This is a genomic window from Listeria monocytogenes (assembly GCF_900187225.1).
Classification (GTDB): domain Bacteria; phylum Bacillota; class Bacilli; order Lactobacillales; family Listeriaceae; genus Listeria; species Listeria monocytogenes.
This window is the reverse complement of record NZ_LT906436.1, coordinates 457944-475424: the sequence shown is the minus strand read 5'-3', so window position 1 is coordinate 475424 and position 17481 is coordinate 457944. Positions and strand designations below refer to the sequence as shown.

The 17481-nt window shown below is 36.6% G+C and carries 14 protein-coding genes; 2 read left to right on the top strand and 12 right to left on the bottom strand.

From position 1 onward, the window contains the following. Positions 1-13: 13 nt before the first annotated feature. From CKV70_RS02335 to CKV70_RS02295, 9 genes are all read right to left on the bottom strand, one after another. Positions 14-739, bottom strand: a complete 726-nt coding sequence (locus tag CKV70_RS02335; RefSeq protein WP_003721237.1) for a DUF2238 domain-containing protein — start codon at positions 737-739, stop codon at positions 14-16. 297 nt (positions 740-1036) lie between these two features. Then, positions 1037-1192, bottom strand: a complete 156-nt coding sequence (locus CKV70_RS02330; RefSeq protein ID WP_003728999.1) for a hypothetical protein — start codon at positions 1190-1192, stop codon at positions 1037-1039. A gap of 11 nt (positions 1193-1203) precedes the next feature. Then, positions 1204-2655 carry a glutamate/gamma-aminobutyrate antiporter gene (gene gadC / locus CKV70_RS02325; RefSeq protein WP_014600523.1) on the bottom strand — a complete coding sequence of 484 codons (1452 nt, stop codon included), beginning with the start codon at positions 2653-2655 and terminating at the stop codon, positions 1204-1206. A 96-nt stretch (positions 2656-2751) separates the two neighbouring features. Further along, entirely contained in the window at positions 2752-4140 is a 1389-nt protein-coding gene (gadD1, locus tag CKV70_RS02320; RefSeq protein WP_003729001.1) for a glutamate decarboxylase GadD1, read from the bottom strand. A gap of 54 nt (positions 4141-4194) precedes the next feature. Further along, entirely contained in the window at positions 4195-5184 is a 990-nt protein-coding gene (locus tag CKV70_RS02315) for a choloylglycine hydrolase family protein (RefSeq protein WP_003729002.1), read from the bottom strand. 273 nt (positions 5185-5457) lie between these two features. After that, entirely contained in the window at positions 5458-6945 is a 1488-nt protein-coding gene (locus CKV70_RS02310) for an AcpB/EbpR/MafR family transcriptional regulator (protein ID WP_003729003.1), read from the bottom strand. A 243-nt stretch (positions 6946-7188) separates the two neighbouring features. After that, entirely contained in the window at positions 7189-9969 is a 2781-nt protein-coding gene (locus CKV70_RS02305; RefSeq protein WP_014600522.1) for a YhgE/Pip domain-containing protein, read from the bottom strand. Positions 9970-10197: 228 nt separating this feature from the next. Further along, positions 10198-11127 carry an LCP family protein gene (locus tag CKV70_RS02300; RefSeq protein ID WP_003729005.1) on the bottom strand — a complete coding sequence of 310 codons (930 nt, stop codon included), beginning with the start codon at positions 11125-11127 and terminating at the stop codon, positions 10198-10200. Positions 11128-11263: 136 nt separating this feature from the next. Beyond that, positions 11264-11578 carry a hypothetical protein gene (locus tag CKV70_RS02295; RefSeq protein WP_003722994.1) on the bottom strand — a complete coding sequence of 105 codons (315 nt, stop codon included), beginning with the start codon at positions 11576-11578 and terminating at the stop codon, positions 11264-11266. Between the two features lie 171 nt (positions 11579-11749). Here CKV70_RS02295 and CKV70_RS02290 point away from each other — a divergent pair, with 171 nt between their 5' ends. Further along, on the top strand, positions 11750-13786 hold the full coding sequence (locus CKV70_RS02290; protein WP_014930832.1) for a penicillin-binding protein PBP4(5): 2037 nt from the start codon (positions 11750-11752) through the stop codon (positions 13784-13786). A 43-nt stretch (positions 13787-13829) separates the two neighbouring features. Here CKV70_RS02290 and CKV70_RS02285 read toward each other — a convergent pair whose 3' ends face one another. Further along, a complete protein-coding gene (locus CKV70_RS02285; protein ID WP_014600520.1) occupies positions 13830-14333 on the bottom strand; it encodes a DUF2004 domain-containing protein in 504 nt (167 codons plus the stop codon). A gap of 137 nt (positions 14334-14470) precedes the next feature. Between CKV70_RS02285 and CKV70_RS02280 the strand changes: the two genes are divergently transcribed. Continuing rightward, the gene (locus tag CKV70_RS02280) at positions 14471-15739 is read left to right on the top strand and encodes a hypothetical protein (RefSeq protein WP_014600519.1); all 1269 of its coding nucleotides are present in this window, start codon (positions 14471-14473) and stop codon (positions 15737-15739) included. Between the two features lie 32 nt (positions 15740-15771). On the opposite strand, the gene lntA is transcribed toward CKV70_RS02280, so the two are convergent. Further along, the gene (gene lntA, locus CKV70_RS02275; RefSeq protein ID WP_014930831.1) at positions 15772-16389 is read right to left on the bottom strand and encodes a nuclear targeted protein LntA; all 618 of its coding nucleotides are present in this window, start codon (positions 16387-16389) and stop codon (positions 15772-15774) included. A 156-nt stretch (positions 16390-16545) separates the two neighbouring features. Next, positions 16546-17391, bottom strand: a complete 846-nt coding sequence (locus CKV70_RS02270) for an SDR family oxidoreductase (protein WP_014600517.1) — start codon at positions 17389-17391, stop codon at positions 16546-16548. Positions 17392-17481 lie beyond the last annotated feature (90 nt).

Sequence of the window (17481 nt, the reverse complement as noted above, 5' to 3'; positions counted from 1 at the left end):
TGTTGGCATTTTTTTATTTTACTTCTTCATCTACTTTTTTAAATTCGAAGTTCTTCATCCATTTTTTATTTTTGCGAATGGAGAAGTAACCGATGATGGATATCACGAAAGCCCCGAGGAAGTCAACGAACAGATCGCCCATTGTATCAGCAACTGCTGCATGACCTTGAAGCATCGTTCCATCTTCTAACATCGTTTTTTGCATATTCATTCCAAAGCTATCGGCTGCAAATTCATAGAACTCCCAGAAAACACCCAAGAATACAGCAAAGCTACAAGCAAATAATGCAACGAAAACCGGACTCATCGAAAGGGTAATCCGTTCATCATTATTCAGTAAGCTCACAATAGAGAAACCAAGTCCCCCAAGCATTGCTCCACTAAATGTATGTAAAATCGTATCCCAGTTAGGAATTAAATAATAGAAACTACGTACTTCGCCAAGATAAATGGCGCAATATAAGAAAACGATAAAAACAATATACATCGCATTCGGAATGACGAATTTCATTTTTTTACTAATGATGGATGGTAAGAATAGCACTACCACGCCAAGTACACACTGCATAAGCATAAGTGAGTAGTCGCCCTTTGTTTGTTGTCCTTCTGGAACATTGCCAGATGGCGCTGTAATTAAATTAACTGTTGCATAAACCATCGAAACTACGAGCGTTACTAATACAAAAATAGCTAAAATCTGTGCCCAGTTCCATTTTCTTTTCTTTGTTTTGTCTTTCATGAAGCGTCTCACCCCTTTTTAAAATATGTATTCATTATAATCTATGTGAAGCGAAAAAAGAAATTTAAAACAAGTCTATTGCTTCTTTACTATTATTTTGTGACAATATTTCGTCTTAATTTGGCAAACCTTATTGTTAGTTAAAACCATCCACTTTATTAACATAAGGCAGTTTTTAGAAAACTAAAAGATTAATTACTCTTATGTAAAATATCTTTAAACAATATAATGAGCCATTCTGTCACTAGTTTAGTGTCAAAATGGCTCAGTCAACCTTTTAAAATGAAGCTCGTCTTTTTATATTTGTTTTTCACGGTAGTTTTTCTCTGGTTCGATTTCTTGCATATCATCTTCTAATTCCAGAGAGATGATATGCAACAAAATCCATAGTTTCGTAGTTGTAAAATAAGGTTCTGGTTGGTAAGAGTTTCTCCATCTTATTGTTTTTTTCATTTTTCCACCTCTTATTTCATTGATAAAGCAACTTTTTCTTGAATAGTTTTTTCTTTTGTGACTTTGTTTTTCTTTTTAAGATGTATACCATAGATGAAAAACGGAATTAAAATAGTGACGATGAAGCTTGCTGCAAGAATGATTTCATAAGACATATCACTGCTCTTACTAAGTGATGTAGGTGGGAAGAAAGCAGATACGATAGCTGCTACTGACATTAATAGTCCAACCCCTGCAACGATTAACTTCACGATTTTCCCTCCTGGAATTTGATATGTGCGTTCTAGATTTTTCTTTTTTAAGACAAGAACGAAATAAGCTAGAAAGAAGAGAACATATCCAATCAAGTAAATGACAACAGTTAATGAAATAGCTGTTAGGAATGATACGTTGTTACCACCGCCGCCGAATGTCAATACCGCTGCCCAGATAGAAACGATGACACCTTGAACCATAATAAGTGGAACAGGAACATTGTGTTTATTTGTTTTACGGAATACAGATGGGATAATACCTTTATCAGCAACAGTTTGCATACCTTTTGTTGGTCCAACAATCCATGAACTTACTTGCGCCATAACTCCAAATGCAATCATGGAGGCAATCAGTTTAACAATCCACTCCATACTATTTCCATTTTGTAAAATAAGCGCTTTAAATGTTTGAACAACACCTGAACTTAGTGATAAATCATGTGATGGCACAACGGAAGCTACAGATAGTCCACCAATTGTGTTTAAAGTAATTCCGACAAAAATGAGTAGAATCATCGCTAGTGGATAATCACGTTTTGGATTTTTCATTTCATTAATATGCGGTGCAGAAGCTTCTACACCCATATAAGCAAGCATGAAGATAACAAGAGACGACATATTTTTCCACTTAGGAATAAAACTTGATGCTGTTATGGAAATTGCAGCATGATGACCTGATTTTAAATGGAAAATTGTTAAGAAAAATAGTGCTAATACAGGAATTGTAATACCGAGAACGAAGCCTAATTTGGCAAAGATTGCAGTTACTTTTGTTCCTTTTAATTGAAGTAACGTCAGTCCCCAGAAAATTATAAGGACCGCGATAAATTTATATATTGGATTGGAATCAAGCGCCGGGAAACTAATAACGTAAGATAGTGCGCCAATAATAAAATAAATCATCGTAACAAAACCGACTGTGATTTGGAACCATTGGAAAAATATTGCAGCAAAACCATATTTTTCTCCAAGCGTCTTACTAACCCAGCCGAAAATTCCGCCTTCTTGGTAACCATCAACTGTCGCGAGCTCTGCAGAACAAAGCGAGACTGGCAAGAACCATAAGAATCCACATAGTAGTAAAAAGAATACCAGTGAAAATCCAGAAGTAGCAAATGTCGGATATTCATAAACAGTGATAAAAAGAGATGCCGTTATTGCGAAGAATCCGAATAGTGATAAAGTTTTTGCAGAAGTTTGTTGTTTCATTATTTATTTCCTCCTAAAGATAATTTGATCTAAGTAGGCAATATTTAAAAAAAGAGGGAGAGTAGTGCTAGAAATTTTATCACTCTCCCATTTTTCTTAATGAGTAAAGCCATGTGTTTTAGATGTATTGACATCATGATATAAAATATGAGCGTTATTTAGTTCTTCAATACTTTCACTCAAATCGTTTTTGAAAGCTGTAACCATATTTTGTCCTAAATCGCCGCGACAAACGTAACGTTGAATAATTGTGTTACCCATTTCTTTTGGAAGTGGATACGCCGGTACTTGCCAACCTTTCATTTGTAAGCGATCTGCCAAGTCATAAAGCGTCCACGCCACATTAGCATCGTCTTTTAGTTTGTAACATACGATTGGTAAGTTTGCGCCATCGTTATAAATTTCGAAAAGTCCTGTTTCTGCAACAGCTTGTGATAATTGCAAGGCACCATCTCTTGTACGCATATGAATTTGACGATAACCCTCATATCCGAAGCGTAAGAAATTATAATACTGACCGATAATCTGACTCGCACTTCTGGAAAAATTGATGGCCATCGTAGGCATATGCCCACCAAGATAGCTCACATCAAACACTAATTCTTCTGGCAAATATTCCTTGTCCCGCCATAAAATCCAGCCTACACCTGGGTATACAAGACCATATTTGTGCCCTGATGTATTAATCGAAACAACATTTGGTAATCGAAAATCCCATTCTAAACCCGGCTCAACAAACGGTGTAAACATTGCACCACTCGCACCGTCAACATGAATTACAACTTCATTGTCATGTGTATTATTATAGTCTTCCACAAGGTCATTTAAAGTCATGATATCGTCGAATTTCCCTGTATAGGTGATGCCCAGAATACCCACAATACCAATTGTATATTCATCTACATAGTCCATTATGATATCTGTATTGATACTCAAATGCTCCTCACTCATCGGTACTTCACGTAACTCAATATCCCAGTACACACAGAACTTTTCCCAACAAACTTGATAGCCTGAAGAAATAACCAAGTTTGGTTTTTTAGCGTGGATGTCTAATCCATTTTTGAGTGCAGCACTCCTCCATCTAAATTTCATAGCCATTCCACCAAGCATACACGCCTCACTAGAACCAACCGTCGACGTTCCCATGTAATGCTCCGATTCATCCACATTCCAAAGATCCGCCAACATATTCACACAACTAGACTCAAGCTTTGCTGTCTGTGGATATTCTGATTTATCAATAGCATTTTTCTCCATCGTTTCTGCCATGATTTGCTCAGCTTCCGGTTCCATATATGTTTGACAGAACGTAGCTAGATTTTGTCTCGCTGAACCCTCATCAATCAGTTGATCCTTCACAAGTTGATAAGCAATTCTTGGATCTACAGATTCCTTATTCATGCGTTTTTCTGGTAAATCTTGTCCTGACTCAAAAGAGCCAAACACCGGTACATTATTTTGTTCAACATTTGTTTTAAACATATAAATTCCTCCAATAATTTTTTATTCAGAATATTACGTTATATAAAGAGCTATTTAGACTAATTTATTCACATTTTGCACTTTATCCACTTGATAGGTAGTAGGTTCTTTCATATTTTCTATAACTTCCTTCGACAAAGTAACACTATTGATTTGGTTGTTTTCGTATGAGGTGAAATAGTACGTTTTGCTTTCCGAACACATAGATGCCACATATTGTGTGAAATCAGGGTCACCACTTTCTTTAATTACCGCTCCATTCGGAATGCGGACACTGTTCAAGACATACCACACATTTGTGATAGCTTCTTCTTCGTTTTTCGCTTTTATAATATTTTCTTTCAAGTATGCCGCACGGACAAAACGTTCTGGCGGAGTATAACCACCTGGTAATTTGCTTGTTCCTGTACCTTGCGAAAATGGTTTAGCCATATACTCTCCGAACTTCACCGGCGCTAATTGTGTTGCTTGTAAACCTGTGTAGTTGCGTAAATTCTCGATATGCCATTCGATGCGTGGCGTATTTGTCATAACTCCTACAGGGTTTTCTTTTATACGAAGCGATGTTTCTGTTGGTTCAATCACTACACAACGCCCACTCTTGTCTGTGAAAATCCAGTGTAATGGTGTTGTGATTCCAAGTAACGGTACTGGTTGATCCACCAAGTTTATAACCGATAACTTTGCTTCCACATCTTTAATCGTTGCGCAAGTTCCTAACAGCCAAAGCAAAAATTCTTGTGGAGCTAAATTGATTTTTCCTTCCACTGGTGCTGGCGCATAAACTGCTTCTCCTGGAAGATATAGAGATGCACAGCTTAATCCTTCTTCATTCAATCCGTCTGCGAAAATGTATTTATCTAACTCTCTTCCCGCTCCAACAAATGCATATCTATTAATATAATTGGCACCGTCTGTAGAAGATTTCCATCCATAATTTCTTGGGCTAATTGTTGGGTTCGCCTCCAAAATAAAAGCAAAATCCATCGTTCTTGATAATAAATGTTTTCCATCTAACGTTTCTAATACGAAGCTTGTGCACATAATTTATTCTCTCCTTCAAAATTTTATTTACTTACTATGCTACTTATTATAGCGAGTTTTTCTTCGTGTAATTTTGTTCTTTTGTCGTTTTAGTTGTATATTTTTGACTGCCATGTTTTCCTGTCTAAATGTTGTCTTATCCTCATGTTTCTCTAACTTACAATACTTATTATATCGATTTTTACATTCGCTAAATTTCCGATTTTGTCGTATTGTCTGCACATTTTTAATTGTACGCAAAAAAGCTACCAAAATTGGCAGCTTTCTTCTATTCTATTTAGTAGAAATCGCTTCGACCACAATATTGACGATGTTATAGAAATCACGTGCTGACGGTTCTGCTCCAATGTGGAGCACCTTTTCTCTATTATATCGCTCCACCATCATCGGCGTAGCAACAGTCGTCAAAATCACATCTGCTTGCGGCGCACTATTCTTATTCAAAAAATGTACTTTATAACGATATTTCAACGAATCAAAAATTTGATGTCTTAAATTAAGCTCTGCAAACTTAGGTAAATCAGTATCTAGCACAATCTGAATCTCTTCCTCAAAATAGGTTAATCTTTTAATAGAAGAAAAGAGTAAACCATATCTCGTCAATAAAAAGTCCTTTTCTAAAAATAATTCATTGCCTGTTTCTTCATAAAGAATATCCAACAACTCATCCATTTTTTGATGCAATTTCGGATAATATTCTTTAAATTTACGAATATATTCATACCCATTAATATCCGCCGAAAAATGCTTAAATAACGTACAAAATAGATGTGCTGAAAAGCTACTATTAAAAAAAAGATCATATTTTTTCTGAGGTATCGGGGCCATTTCTTCTGAAAAAACACGTATAAAAACTTCGGTAGCGGCATAAACATCAGAATTATTCTTTTTATGAGGTTCCAAAGCTCGTCTAGCTACCTCTTTATTTTCATATAATTTAGGACGTGTTTCCATTAATAAATAAAAGAAATAAATCTCACTCTCTTTTTGGATATTTAGTGATTCAAACACAGCTTTTATTTTAGTCAAACTTTTAAAATCGTTATTTAGGTCTAAATAATTTTTCCAATTCGGTTTTAGTTCGACTAAATGCCTTTTCCGAATTCGAATAATATTAATCGCTATCACATACTCAATCTGATACTGTTGCACATAAGTTAGGTTCTGTCTCAGACTCGATGTCACTTTCATCGTAGCTTCTTCCACCATTTTATGATTAACTATGTCAAATGGCCAAATCGCCCCTTGATACAACCGCCAAAAATAACTATAAAAAAACATCCTAACTTGTTCCTCAGGTCCTACAACTTCATACGTTTCTCGCTTCAGCTTAATCCCATAAGGTTCAAGCAATTCTTGAAAATATTTTAACGACCTCCGAATCGTCGTCTCACTCAAAAAATAATCCATCGCAAATTTTTTTACAGAGGTGAATTCTTCGAAAAAGATAGCTTTCATGAGGATAATTGTTACGTTCTCTTCTAAAAGATATAATTCAAAATTGAGTACATCCGCACCTAATGTAATTTCTAGAAACACACCTTTGTTTTTTGCGGTATACAGTTGAATATTAGGGTCATTATAGTCTTCAATTTTCTCCAACAAATCTGCAATATAACGCTGCATGGTTCTCTGATTCATGTCCAAACGTTCGCTCAGCTCATTTACAGTATACCAACGTGACTCTTCTGCAATCATTCTCAAAAGCATCATACTAACAGTTATACTCTGGTCTCCAGCCAGATAAACATCTTTCTTCATTGGATATCCTCCTATACAAATGACCATAAAATGCAGTCCACTTATTTTTCAACCATTTATTAATCCTTATACCACATTTGCCTTAAAATACTCCTCTAAATGGAAATCAATGTTTTAAAGTATAACATAATCGCATTTATTAATTCTAATATCAAGAAAATTCGGCATATTGTTCAAACTTTTATTACAATTTAAAAATTAAAAAATAGCTCTACATCCATATAGAATATAGAGCTATTTTTATTAATCTTCTACTGCTTGTAATTCTTGATTATTATCTAGTTGAGACACTCCCTCAAGATGTTTCTTTTGCAATTGCTTCATCCCGAGCCATAGTAGTCCAATGAATACTGCGAAGATTCCTACTAGAACGAGCAAACTTTGGAAGTAAACGTTCATGCCGATTCCGCTTGTAATGGCTTGTCTGAATCCGTAGATAGAGTAAGTCATTGGTAGGAATGGGTGAATCGCATTGAAGAATCCATTAGTTAGTGGCATTGGGAATGTTCCACCTGCACCTCCGAGTTGTACAATGAGTAAAATCATCGCGACAAAACGTCCTGGATTATCAAATGTCATAGCTAGGAACATGATAATGAACATGTAAGCAAGTGAAGTGGTAATTGCCATTGCATAAAATTGAATCAGTGAATCTATATGCAATCCGAGTACTAACATTACTGTTGCTTGGATTAGTGCCATTACGATTGCTACGAAAACGCCTACAGAAGCTTTACTTGCCCACCATGCTGTACTTGTTTGTCCCCGCATCGAAATTTTTCTGATTGGGAATACGAAGTTGAATACTAGGGCCCCAACATATAGCGCTAGTGACATAACATATGGTGCTAATGCTGCTCCATAGTTTGGAACTGTACTATAATTTTTATGGTTTACTTTGTCTGGACTTGCGAACATATTGAAGTTCTTATTTGTTGGATTAATTTGACTCATTTGTTGGCTTCCAGCTGCTAATTTTGTAGATAATTCTGTTGCACCTGTATTTAATTTGTCAATCCCTGTTCCAAGTTGTGCTGAACCTGCCGCTAGTTGCACTGAACCATTTTGGATTTCGCCTGCTCCATTACTTAATGCTACTGCGCCATTTTGTAATTTTGGTACTTTATCTGCAAGTTCGTTCGTACCATCTGCTAATTGTATTGCCCCATTATTTAGGGCATTTATACCATTTGATAAAGCTGGTAGTTGACCTGAAAAAGCATTCATACCATTTGCGAGTTTTGTAGCACCACTGTTTAGTTCCCCAGATTTGTTATCCAATTCTGTTGTTCCGTCATTGATTTTTTTCAAGCCATTATTTAGGGCTTGGCTGCCATCTGTTAATTGGTTTACCCCATCTGCTAAGCTCGGTACTTTTTCATTTAATTCTTTGACACCTGTCGTCGCATCTGCAATTCCGTTATGAAGCACAGTTGCACCGCCTAGTAATGTGTTCTGATCGTTCGCGCTACCTACTGCTTTTTGAATATCTACCATTGAATCGATTAAAGCATTTGTGCCACTGTAAATGCCTGGATTACCGTTAAATCCATTATTTAATTGGCTAACTCCAGATTGTAAAGCTTCAATTTCATCAATACTGTCTGGAACATCTGCTAATAATTGGCTCATTTCTTCTAAATCTTTATGCAACATTTGAATGATTTCGTTTTGTTTTTGGGCTAAATCATCTAGAATCGGTTTAATATCATTGATTAATTTTGCTTTATCTTCAGGAACTAAAGTTTCTAAAGCTTCAATTTTAGCGATAATTTGTTCACTATGGTTCCCGCTTGTAAGTGCTTCTAGTGCAGCTAAATGTTCTTCAATTTTGTTAATAGTTGGTTCGATTGCTTTACTTTTATTAACAATAGTCGTTAATTGAGTATTGTTAACTTGTTGATTTAATTCGGTAATTCCTGTCTTAAATTGATTCAAACCACTTTGTAATTCTGCAATTTGTGATTTACTCGCTGGACTTGATAGGTTAGAATCTAATGTTTCTAGTCCTGATTTCAGTTTTACACTACCTGTGTTTAATTTCTCTAATCCTGTTTGTAATTCACCGACACCATTCTCAAGGTTTGGTAGTTGATTATTTAAATCATTCAAACCTTTTGTGAGACTTGATGAACCGACAAGAGCAGATGATGTACCTTTATTTAATTCATTCACGCCTGATGTATATTGTCCAACTCCACTTGATAATTGGTTGGCACCAGTATCAAGTGCAGCAATGCCATTTTTTAATGGACCTACATTAGAAGCTAGTTTTTTCGTACCCGCATCTAGTTTCGCTGCGCCATTGTTTGCTTTTTCAACACCAGAAGCATATTGATTTAAACCGACATTAAAAGCATTAGCACCATCCTTAAAAGTTATCATGCTATTTGCTAATTTATCAAGATTCGCTGTTATTTCTTTGTTCCCATCGCTAAGTTTGTTTCCGCCATCCGCAATTTGTTCGGCTCCATCCGCTGCTTGTACAATGCCATTTCCCAGCTTGCCAACTTGGGCGAAAATTGTCTCTGCATAACCTTTCGTTACACTCGTTCCGACTTGGGCTTTCAAATCTTCCATCGCCATTTTCGTTACTTCTTCGCCGATGAAATTAAGAGAGCCATTTGTTTCATAGCCAATCTCCATTTTTTTCGGATTTTCATCTAAAAGTGTTGTCGCATTTTTAGAGAAATCTTTTGGAAGCGTCACAATCATGTAGTATTTAAGATCTTTCATGCCTTGTTTTGCTTCTTCCTCAGAAACAAAACGCCAGTCAAGCGAATCGTCCTTTTTTAATTTAGCGACTAGTTGATTTCCGACATCCATTTTCTGTCCTTGGAATTCTACTGTTTCATCTAAATTCACGACTGCAACTGGTAGATGACTTGCCTTACCATATGGGTCCCAGACAGATTTCAGAAAAAAACTTGCATACATTATAGGGATAAAAAGAATTGCGATAAAAGATATTAATAGTACCTTATTATGAAATAGTTTTTTCCACTCATTTTTGACCATATTCATACTCATATTTCCTCCTTCAGTTTCTTGAGCTATACTTTATCTCTTACTTACAAATTCAAGTATATAGATTCCAGAAGGCTGGAAATTTTTGTTTTTGTCGTTTTAATAGTATAAAAATGGTGTTGAAAAAAAGCTATATCCCAAACAACTAATTATCCCTTTCGCTAAATTTTTGCTTCTATTAGAAAAAAACACGGAAATCCGAAGAATGGATTTCCGTGTTCTGCTTTACTTTAGAAAATCTTGTAATGCTTTTGCGTTAGCAGCCATATCATCTAAACGAAGTACTGCTCCCGCTCCATCAATTCGCTCATTGTGCCATTTCCCTTCAACTGGGATGGCGAATTTTTCCATTGTTTCTGTTTTCCCTAGTAGGAAATCTGCGCCAATGGACATTAGTGTTCCTGTTGGGATATTAGTGGAAGAATAGCCTTGTAGTTTTCCGATGACATCAGGGATTTTTCCAACATCACCAACATCAATCGCTTGTTCTTTCAAGGCTTCTAATACTTGTTGCTGACGACGAATTCGACCAAAGTCTCCTTCTGCATCTTTACGGAAGCGAGCATATTGTAACAGTGTCTTACCATCCATTACTTGTTCGCCTTTTTTAATGTTCGCATCGATATTTTTCGACATATCTTTCTCTGCGTTGATTTTGATTCCTTCTGGTGCAAGTGTATCAACAATCTTAGGGAAACCTTCAAAATTGGCTACTACATAATATTGTACGTCTACTCCAAAGTTTTCTTTAATCGTTTGGCGTACAAGTTCTGGACCGCCGTATGAATAAGCTGCATTGATTTTGTTTTTGCCGTGTCCTGGAATATCTACGTACGTATCACGCATGATTGATACCAGCTTTGGCGTATTTGTTTTCGTATTATAATGAGCAATCATCAAGCTGTCTGATCGGCCTTGGTCTTCTCCGCGAGAGTCACTACCGATAAGTAGTACATTGATTTCATCGCCAACTGCTTTGGCACCATTGAATTTGTAATCTTTTAATTTACTTTCATTTTGCGCTTCTTTTAAGCTAGATTGATATTGGAAATAACCTATAACTGCAACTACACCAACTAAAATTAATAAGGCTACAAGAATTGTAACAAAAATTCTACCTTTGCGCGCTTTTCTTTTTTGTGCATGTCTTGCCATATTTCACACCTCTTTCATTGTAACTTACTTCCATATTACAATAAAATGACAAAAAAAAGGAGCGATAATTCCATAAGATTTTTTAAAGATTGGAAAAAGCCCCCTAAAATGATGATTTCTAGAGGGCTCGCAAATATTAAAGGGTTCCGTCGCTGCTTGTAGTACTATCACTTGTTCCAGAGTCAGAACTATCGTCTGAACTATTTGGCGCTTGGCCAGGTTCACCGGACGGCGGCGTTCCGCTCGGCATCTCACCTCCACCAGGTCCTTGCATTGTTCCATTAGTATTATTTTCTGGGATATTTTGACTAACTGAATACAGCTGATAACTTAAAACACTAATAATTATGACAGAAAGAATACTGACAATAATCGTGCTCCACTTCCATTTATTGTGGATGCCTTTCCCACGAATAATGACCTTCTTTTCTGGTTGTTCCATCTCTTCCATCCAACATCATCCTTTCGTTACAACTACTTTACCAAGCAAATAAGAACAAATTATGACATGAATTAGAAAAAAATATGTCGGGCAAATCTAAAGTTTTCTTTAATTTTTTCAACTTTTTTAGAAGTGTTTGGTATAATTAATTGAATATAACATGAAATTAAGGGGTGTATTATGGCTAGTTATGGTGGGAAAAAGAGGAATAACAAAAAAGCAATTATCATTGGAAGCATTGCCGCTGTTGTCGTCCTCGCAGGCATTGCCATTTACTTTTTCATTCAAAATCAACACAAAGATGAAAAAAATGCTTTAGCAGCCGCAGAAACTTTTACATCAAATATCGCTAAAGAAAAGTACGACAAGTTGGGGGGGAGCGTATCAAGTGAATCCCTGAAAAAAGTAGAGTTTACAAAGAAAGAAATGGAAGACAAGTACCAAGCCGTTTACGACGGAATTGGCGCGAAAAATATTAAGGTCAAAAATTTAAAGTCAGTCTATGATGATAAAGAAAACAAATTCAACTTAACATACGAACTAGAAATGCGGACTAGCCTTGGGAAACTCGCTACACAAAAATACAAAACGACTATTTCCAAGCAAGATGATGACTGGAAAATCGATTGGAAACCAGCTCTCATTTTCCCTGGTATGGTGAAAACCGATAAAGTGCGCATCACAGAAGACGACGCAGAACGTGGTCAAATTGTTGATAGAAATGGTAACCCTCTCGCTACTACTGGTCAATTTGCCGAAGCTGGTGTTGTCCCTTCGAAGCTTGGTGAAGGCGACGAGAAAGTGAAAAACATTGCTGATATTAGCAAAAAACTAGAAGTCTCAACTGCTTACATCAATAAACAACTTGATCAAAAATGGGTCCAACCAGACAGCTTTGTTCCTTTAGTTACGTTAAATAAAGATAATCTGCCTGAAGCAACTGGACTTACTTATGCTCAAAAAGAAATGCGGACGTATCCATTAAATGAAGCAACATCGCATTTGATTGGTTACGTAGGTGAAGTTAGCGCCGAAGACATTGAGAAAAATCCAAAACTCAGCGTCGGCGATGTCATTGGAAAAAGTGGCTTAGAACGTTACTATGACAAACAACTGCGCGGTAAAAATGGTGGCGCAATTAAAATCATCAATGACCAAACCAAGCAAGAAGACACTTTACAAAAAATTGATAAAAAAGATGGCGAAGAAATTAAGCTAACTATTGATGCAGCAGTTCAGAAGAAAGCTTTTGATAGTCTCGGTTCAGAAACTGGCGCTGTGACAATGATCAATCCGACAAACGGTGAACTATTAGCATTAGTGAGCACGCCTTCTTATGATGCGAACCAAATGGTGCTCGGGATTACTTCCGAAGATTATGCAAAATACAATGACGATAAACGCCTTCCTTTCTTAGCAAGATACGCAAATCGTTACGCACCAGGCTCTACCTTTAAAACAATTACAGCCACAATTGGACTGGACACTGGCGTTACAAAACCCGACAAAGTCCGTGAAATTTCTGGCTTACAGTGGCAAAAAGATGCTTCATGGGGCAAATATTTTGTCACTCGTGTCCATGATGTTCCAAAAGTAAATATGACGGATGCGCTTGTGCACTCTGATAACATTTACTTCGCGCAAGAAGGTCTAGAAATCGGCAAAGATAAACTAACTGCTGGCTTGAAAAAATTCGATTTTGATAAGGAATATAACTTACCTTTCACAATGAAACCAGCACAAATTTCAAATGATGGACTGAACTCGGAAATATTACTAGCTGACACATCTTACGGACAAGGCGAATTACTGATGTCGCCAATTCAACAAGCGATTGCTTACTCGGCTATTGCCAACGACGGAAAAATGCCTTATCCAAAACTTGATACAAAAGAAAAAGCTGGCAAGGAAACACAAACAACCGAAGCTAAATCTGCCAATCAAGTCAAAGCAGCTTTAGTCAAAACTGTTTCTGACCCAGCCGGCACAGCACATGCCCTAGAAATCCAAGGTCATAGTATCGCAGCCAAAACCGGTACAGCCGAACTAAAAGAAAAACAAGGCGAAGATGGCCTTGAAAATGGTTTTGTTTATGCCTTCGATGCCGATAATCCCAATTACCTCATGATAGGAATGATTGAAAACGTCAAAGGTCGCGGTGGTAGCGGACTTGTAATTGATAAGTTAAAACCTGTAATTGAAAGTATGTATAAATAAAAAAAAGGGCCTTTCTGTTAGCTAACAGAAAGGCCCTTTTTTGTTAACTTTCATGGGTTAATTCAGTAATTTCTCCATTTGTATTAAAACGGACAACTAAAAGTTCATCGCTAACTTCTGGTAATAGTTTGAAATCGAATGTTAAATCCAACTCATTATTGGCATTTTCCGAAAACCAAACGCCTGACAGAACTAGTTTATCGATTAAGATTTCCTTTGTTACATTTTCTAGCGCATCACATTCGGTAACTTCTAAAACCTCTTCGGGCAATTCATCTGTATGAAAATCAAAATAAATAGTAAGCGTATCATTTCCATCAAATTGCTCTAAAATAGTTTTTTTCGCTTTTAGGTGTAGTTCCGGAATTTGATCAGTTAAAGTAACGATATCTTTAAAATAATCTTCTGAAGTAAGCTTTTCAAAAATACTATAATCAACCTTTACTTCTTTGCCATCCAAAGGAATTACGGCATCCATCATCGTTCCATTTTCTTGCGTATAGCTTAGTGTTCCTAGTAACTTGGTAGTTAATGTTCTGTTTGTCATGTTAGGTGCCTCCTAGAAATATTAGCTTGCATACGCTCAGTATAGCTTAAATTCACTTTGATCCGCAACTTGTTTCACCGCACTGCTTTCAGGGAAACTATTAACAACAATTTAAACCGAAGAAAGAAGGCTTTTTCATGGTAAAAATAACAAAGTATCCCGCTGAACCTTCTGATGTTAAACATTATATTTCTGGAGAAAAAATGAAAAATGACCACCATTTGCATACGGTGCTTACATTTGATAATCATTTAAATATAGACGTTCTAAAAAGAGCAGTTATGCAGTCTACTCAAAAACTTCCGCTATTACTTTGTCATTTTAAAGAAACGAAAAAAGGGGCTTTTTGGCAAGAAAGTGTTTTTTCTGCGGAGGATTTGGTTTTCTTAGTGGAGACGCAGGCGCCAGAAACCGAAGTGGACCGAGCACTTGTTACGAAGCTTTCCACAGAAAATGGTCCGCAAATTTGCTTTACTGTTGTTCGGACTGAGAGCACCGATCAGCTTGTTATTATAATGAATCATATGTTAGCGGATGGCGCTGGATTTAAGGAATATCTTTATTTATTGAGTGAGCTTTATTCTAATCTGCTTGAAAACCCGGATTATGCGGCGAAATTGAGCTTAGGTTCACGGAGTTTAAAGCAAGTTTTCGATCAACTTTCGCGTAAAGAAATAAAGTCCATTTTTACTGAAAAAACGAAGCAAAAAGCTGTCCATAACCCAACTTTACCTCTGAAAGGGGACCCGAAAAATCCGAAAATCATTTGGACTAAACTACCAAAAGAAAATTTTTCGCAAATCCTCCACTATGCAAAAGAGCACGATGCGACGGTGAATGACGTTCTGTTCGCCACAATGGTGCGCACCGTTCTACAAACAACAGGCCAACATGAGATATCCATAGATTGCCCTGTGGATCTGCGTAAGTATTTGCCGAGTAAGACCAGCAGTGGAATTACCAATCTAACCGCCAATATTACATGCCAAATTAGCACAGATGACGACTTAACTTCATTCGAAAGCACACTCCAAGCCGTCAAAAAATCTCTCGATCCTCAAAAAAACAGCTTAGCCCCTCTGCGAATTTATTATTTATTGGAACTGATTTTCAAGAAAAAAAGCTACATTTCCGCAAAAAAAGCTTCTGGAAAAATGTATTCTATTCCGAAAACAAGTTTTACGAATATCGGAATTATTGACGAGGAAAAGCTCGTTTTTGAAGGTAGCGCTTTAACGGATTGTTTTATTTGCGGCTCTTTAAAATATGCACCGTTTTTCCAAGTCGCTGCTACTACTTTCCGAGGTGAGCTGACACTAAGTACTAATTTGCATGGTACTATGCAAGATCATGCTTGGCAGGAAGAATTTTTGGAAAAAATGATCTCTGAATTTTCTTCTAAATAAGAAAAAGCTATCCTCTGTAGGACGGCTTTTCCTTATTTTTGACTATCCAATAATTCGTAGCCTACTTTCAAGTTGTTTAATGCTGTTTGTAATTTATTCGTACGCACTTTTTTAAAGATAATTTGATTCGGATATGATTTTTTAAATGCAACTTCACTATCTTTTTTACCATTCAGCAAATCTATTGTTACTTGTATTCGCTCTATTTTGAAGTCGCTCCATTCTTTGAAAACCTTTTTAAATACCTGCGTATCTGCCGAGGCTTCTGAGCTTCTTTTAATCGCATCTATGTTTAAAATTTCTTGTTGGTACCTTTTCATCGTGCCAATCATTTGATTAATATTATCATTCGCAAAATCCAAACCCGACCAACTTTCTTCTTTAATTGTATCTTTCAAAATTTTTTCTGAAGAAAGTTCCCGCGCTTCAAATTCTGCTAAATCAGCTTTAATCAAGGCTAAATCTTTGGTTGAAAGCTTGGGCCTACTCGCCGTTTTTACAACTTTATTGCTGTCTTTTTTTGTCTTCGTTTGTTCACCTTCATCCTCTCCTGTTGTTAAGGCTATTATAACTACAAAAACTGCGCCTATTATTACTACCACTTTCCACATTTTTGATAATCCGTTAAACCAAGCAACTAACTTCTTCACTCGTTTTCCTTCTTTCATTTAATAAATAAAGAGCATATAGAATTATAGCCTCATTCTTATCAAATGTTTAAAAGGTCGTATAAATACTACTGAAAAGATAATAAAAATGCGCAGTAAAAAACAGCCTACCTCAATCCAAGGTAGGCTGTTTCATTATTATTTCAACAATTCCCGAAGCGCATCCACGCGATTCGTTAATGGTTTTCCTAATGCTTTTTCAAAATCATCAGAAGTAACATCTAATTGGTCGTTCTTAATGTCATGTTGGAAGGATAAGAACATTTCTGCGACAGGTTGTGATAAACCGACAGAAACTAAATTTTCTACAAATCCTTTATCATCTGAAGAAATAACGTCGAAATCTTTTCCAGTTGCTTCTTTTAATGCTTTTGTAAGTTCTTCGTATGTCATGAGTGGGCCAGATAATTCAAGGATTTCTGGGAAGTCAGCGTCCGCAACAGCTTTTGCGGCTACTTCTGCGTATTCGCGTTTTAATGCCCAGCCAACTTTTCCATTTTCAGCAGCGTATACAAATTTTCCAGCACTCAATGCGCCACCGATCATCGGCATTTCATTTTCGAAGTACCAGTTGTTACGCAAGAAAGTGTGCGCGATTCCGGATTTTTCGATTACTTTTTCGGTAAAGAAATGATCTTCTGCTAAAGCGCTTGTGGATTTATCTGCGCCTGCGAAACTTGTGTAAGCGATGTAAGAAACGCCTGCTTCTTTTGCCGCATTTACCACATTTTCGTGTTCTACTTGGCGATTACCAGGTGCTCCTGAAACAAATAATACGCGGTCGATGCCTGCGAATGCTTGCTTCATTGATTCTACATCACTATAATCACCAATACGGATATTAAATCCTGCTGCTTTCAAGTCTGTACCTTTTTCTTCGCTACGAACTAAAGCATAAATATCGGACATGGGAACGAGCTCTTTCAAATAATTTAATGCGTAGCCTCCAAGTCCACCTGTTGCACCAGTTACTAAATAAGTCATTTAAACCACTCCTTTAAATTTTTTAACACTAAAGCTGTACATTTATAATTTACACCTTTATAATAAACATTATGATAAGATAAGTCAAGG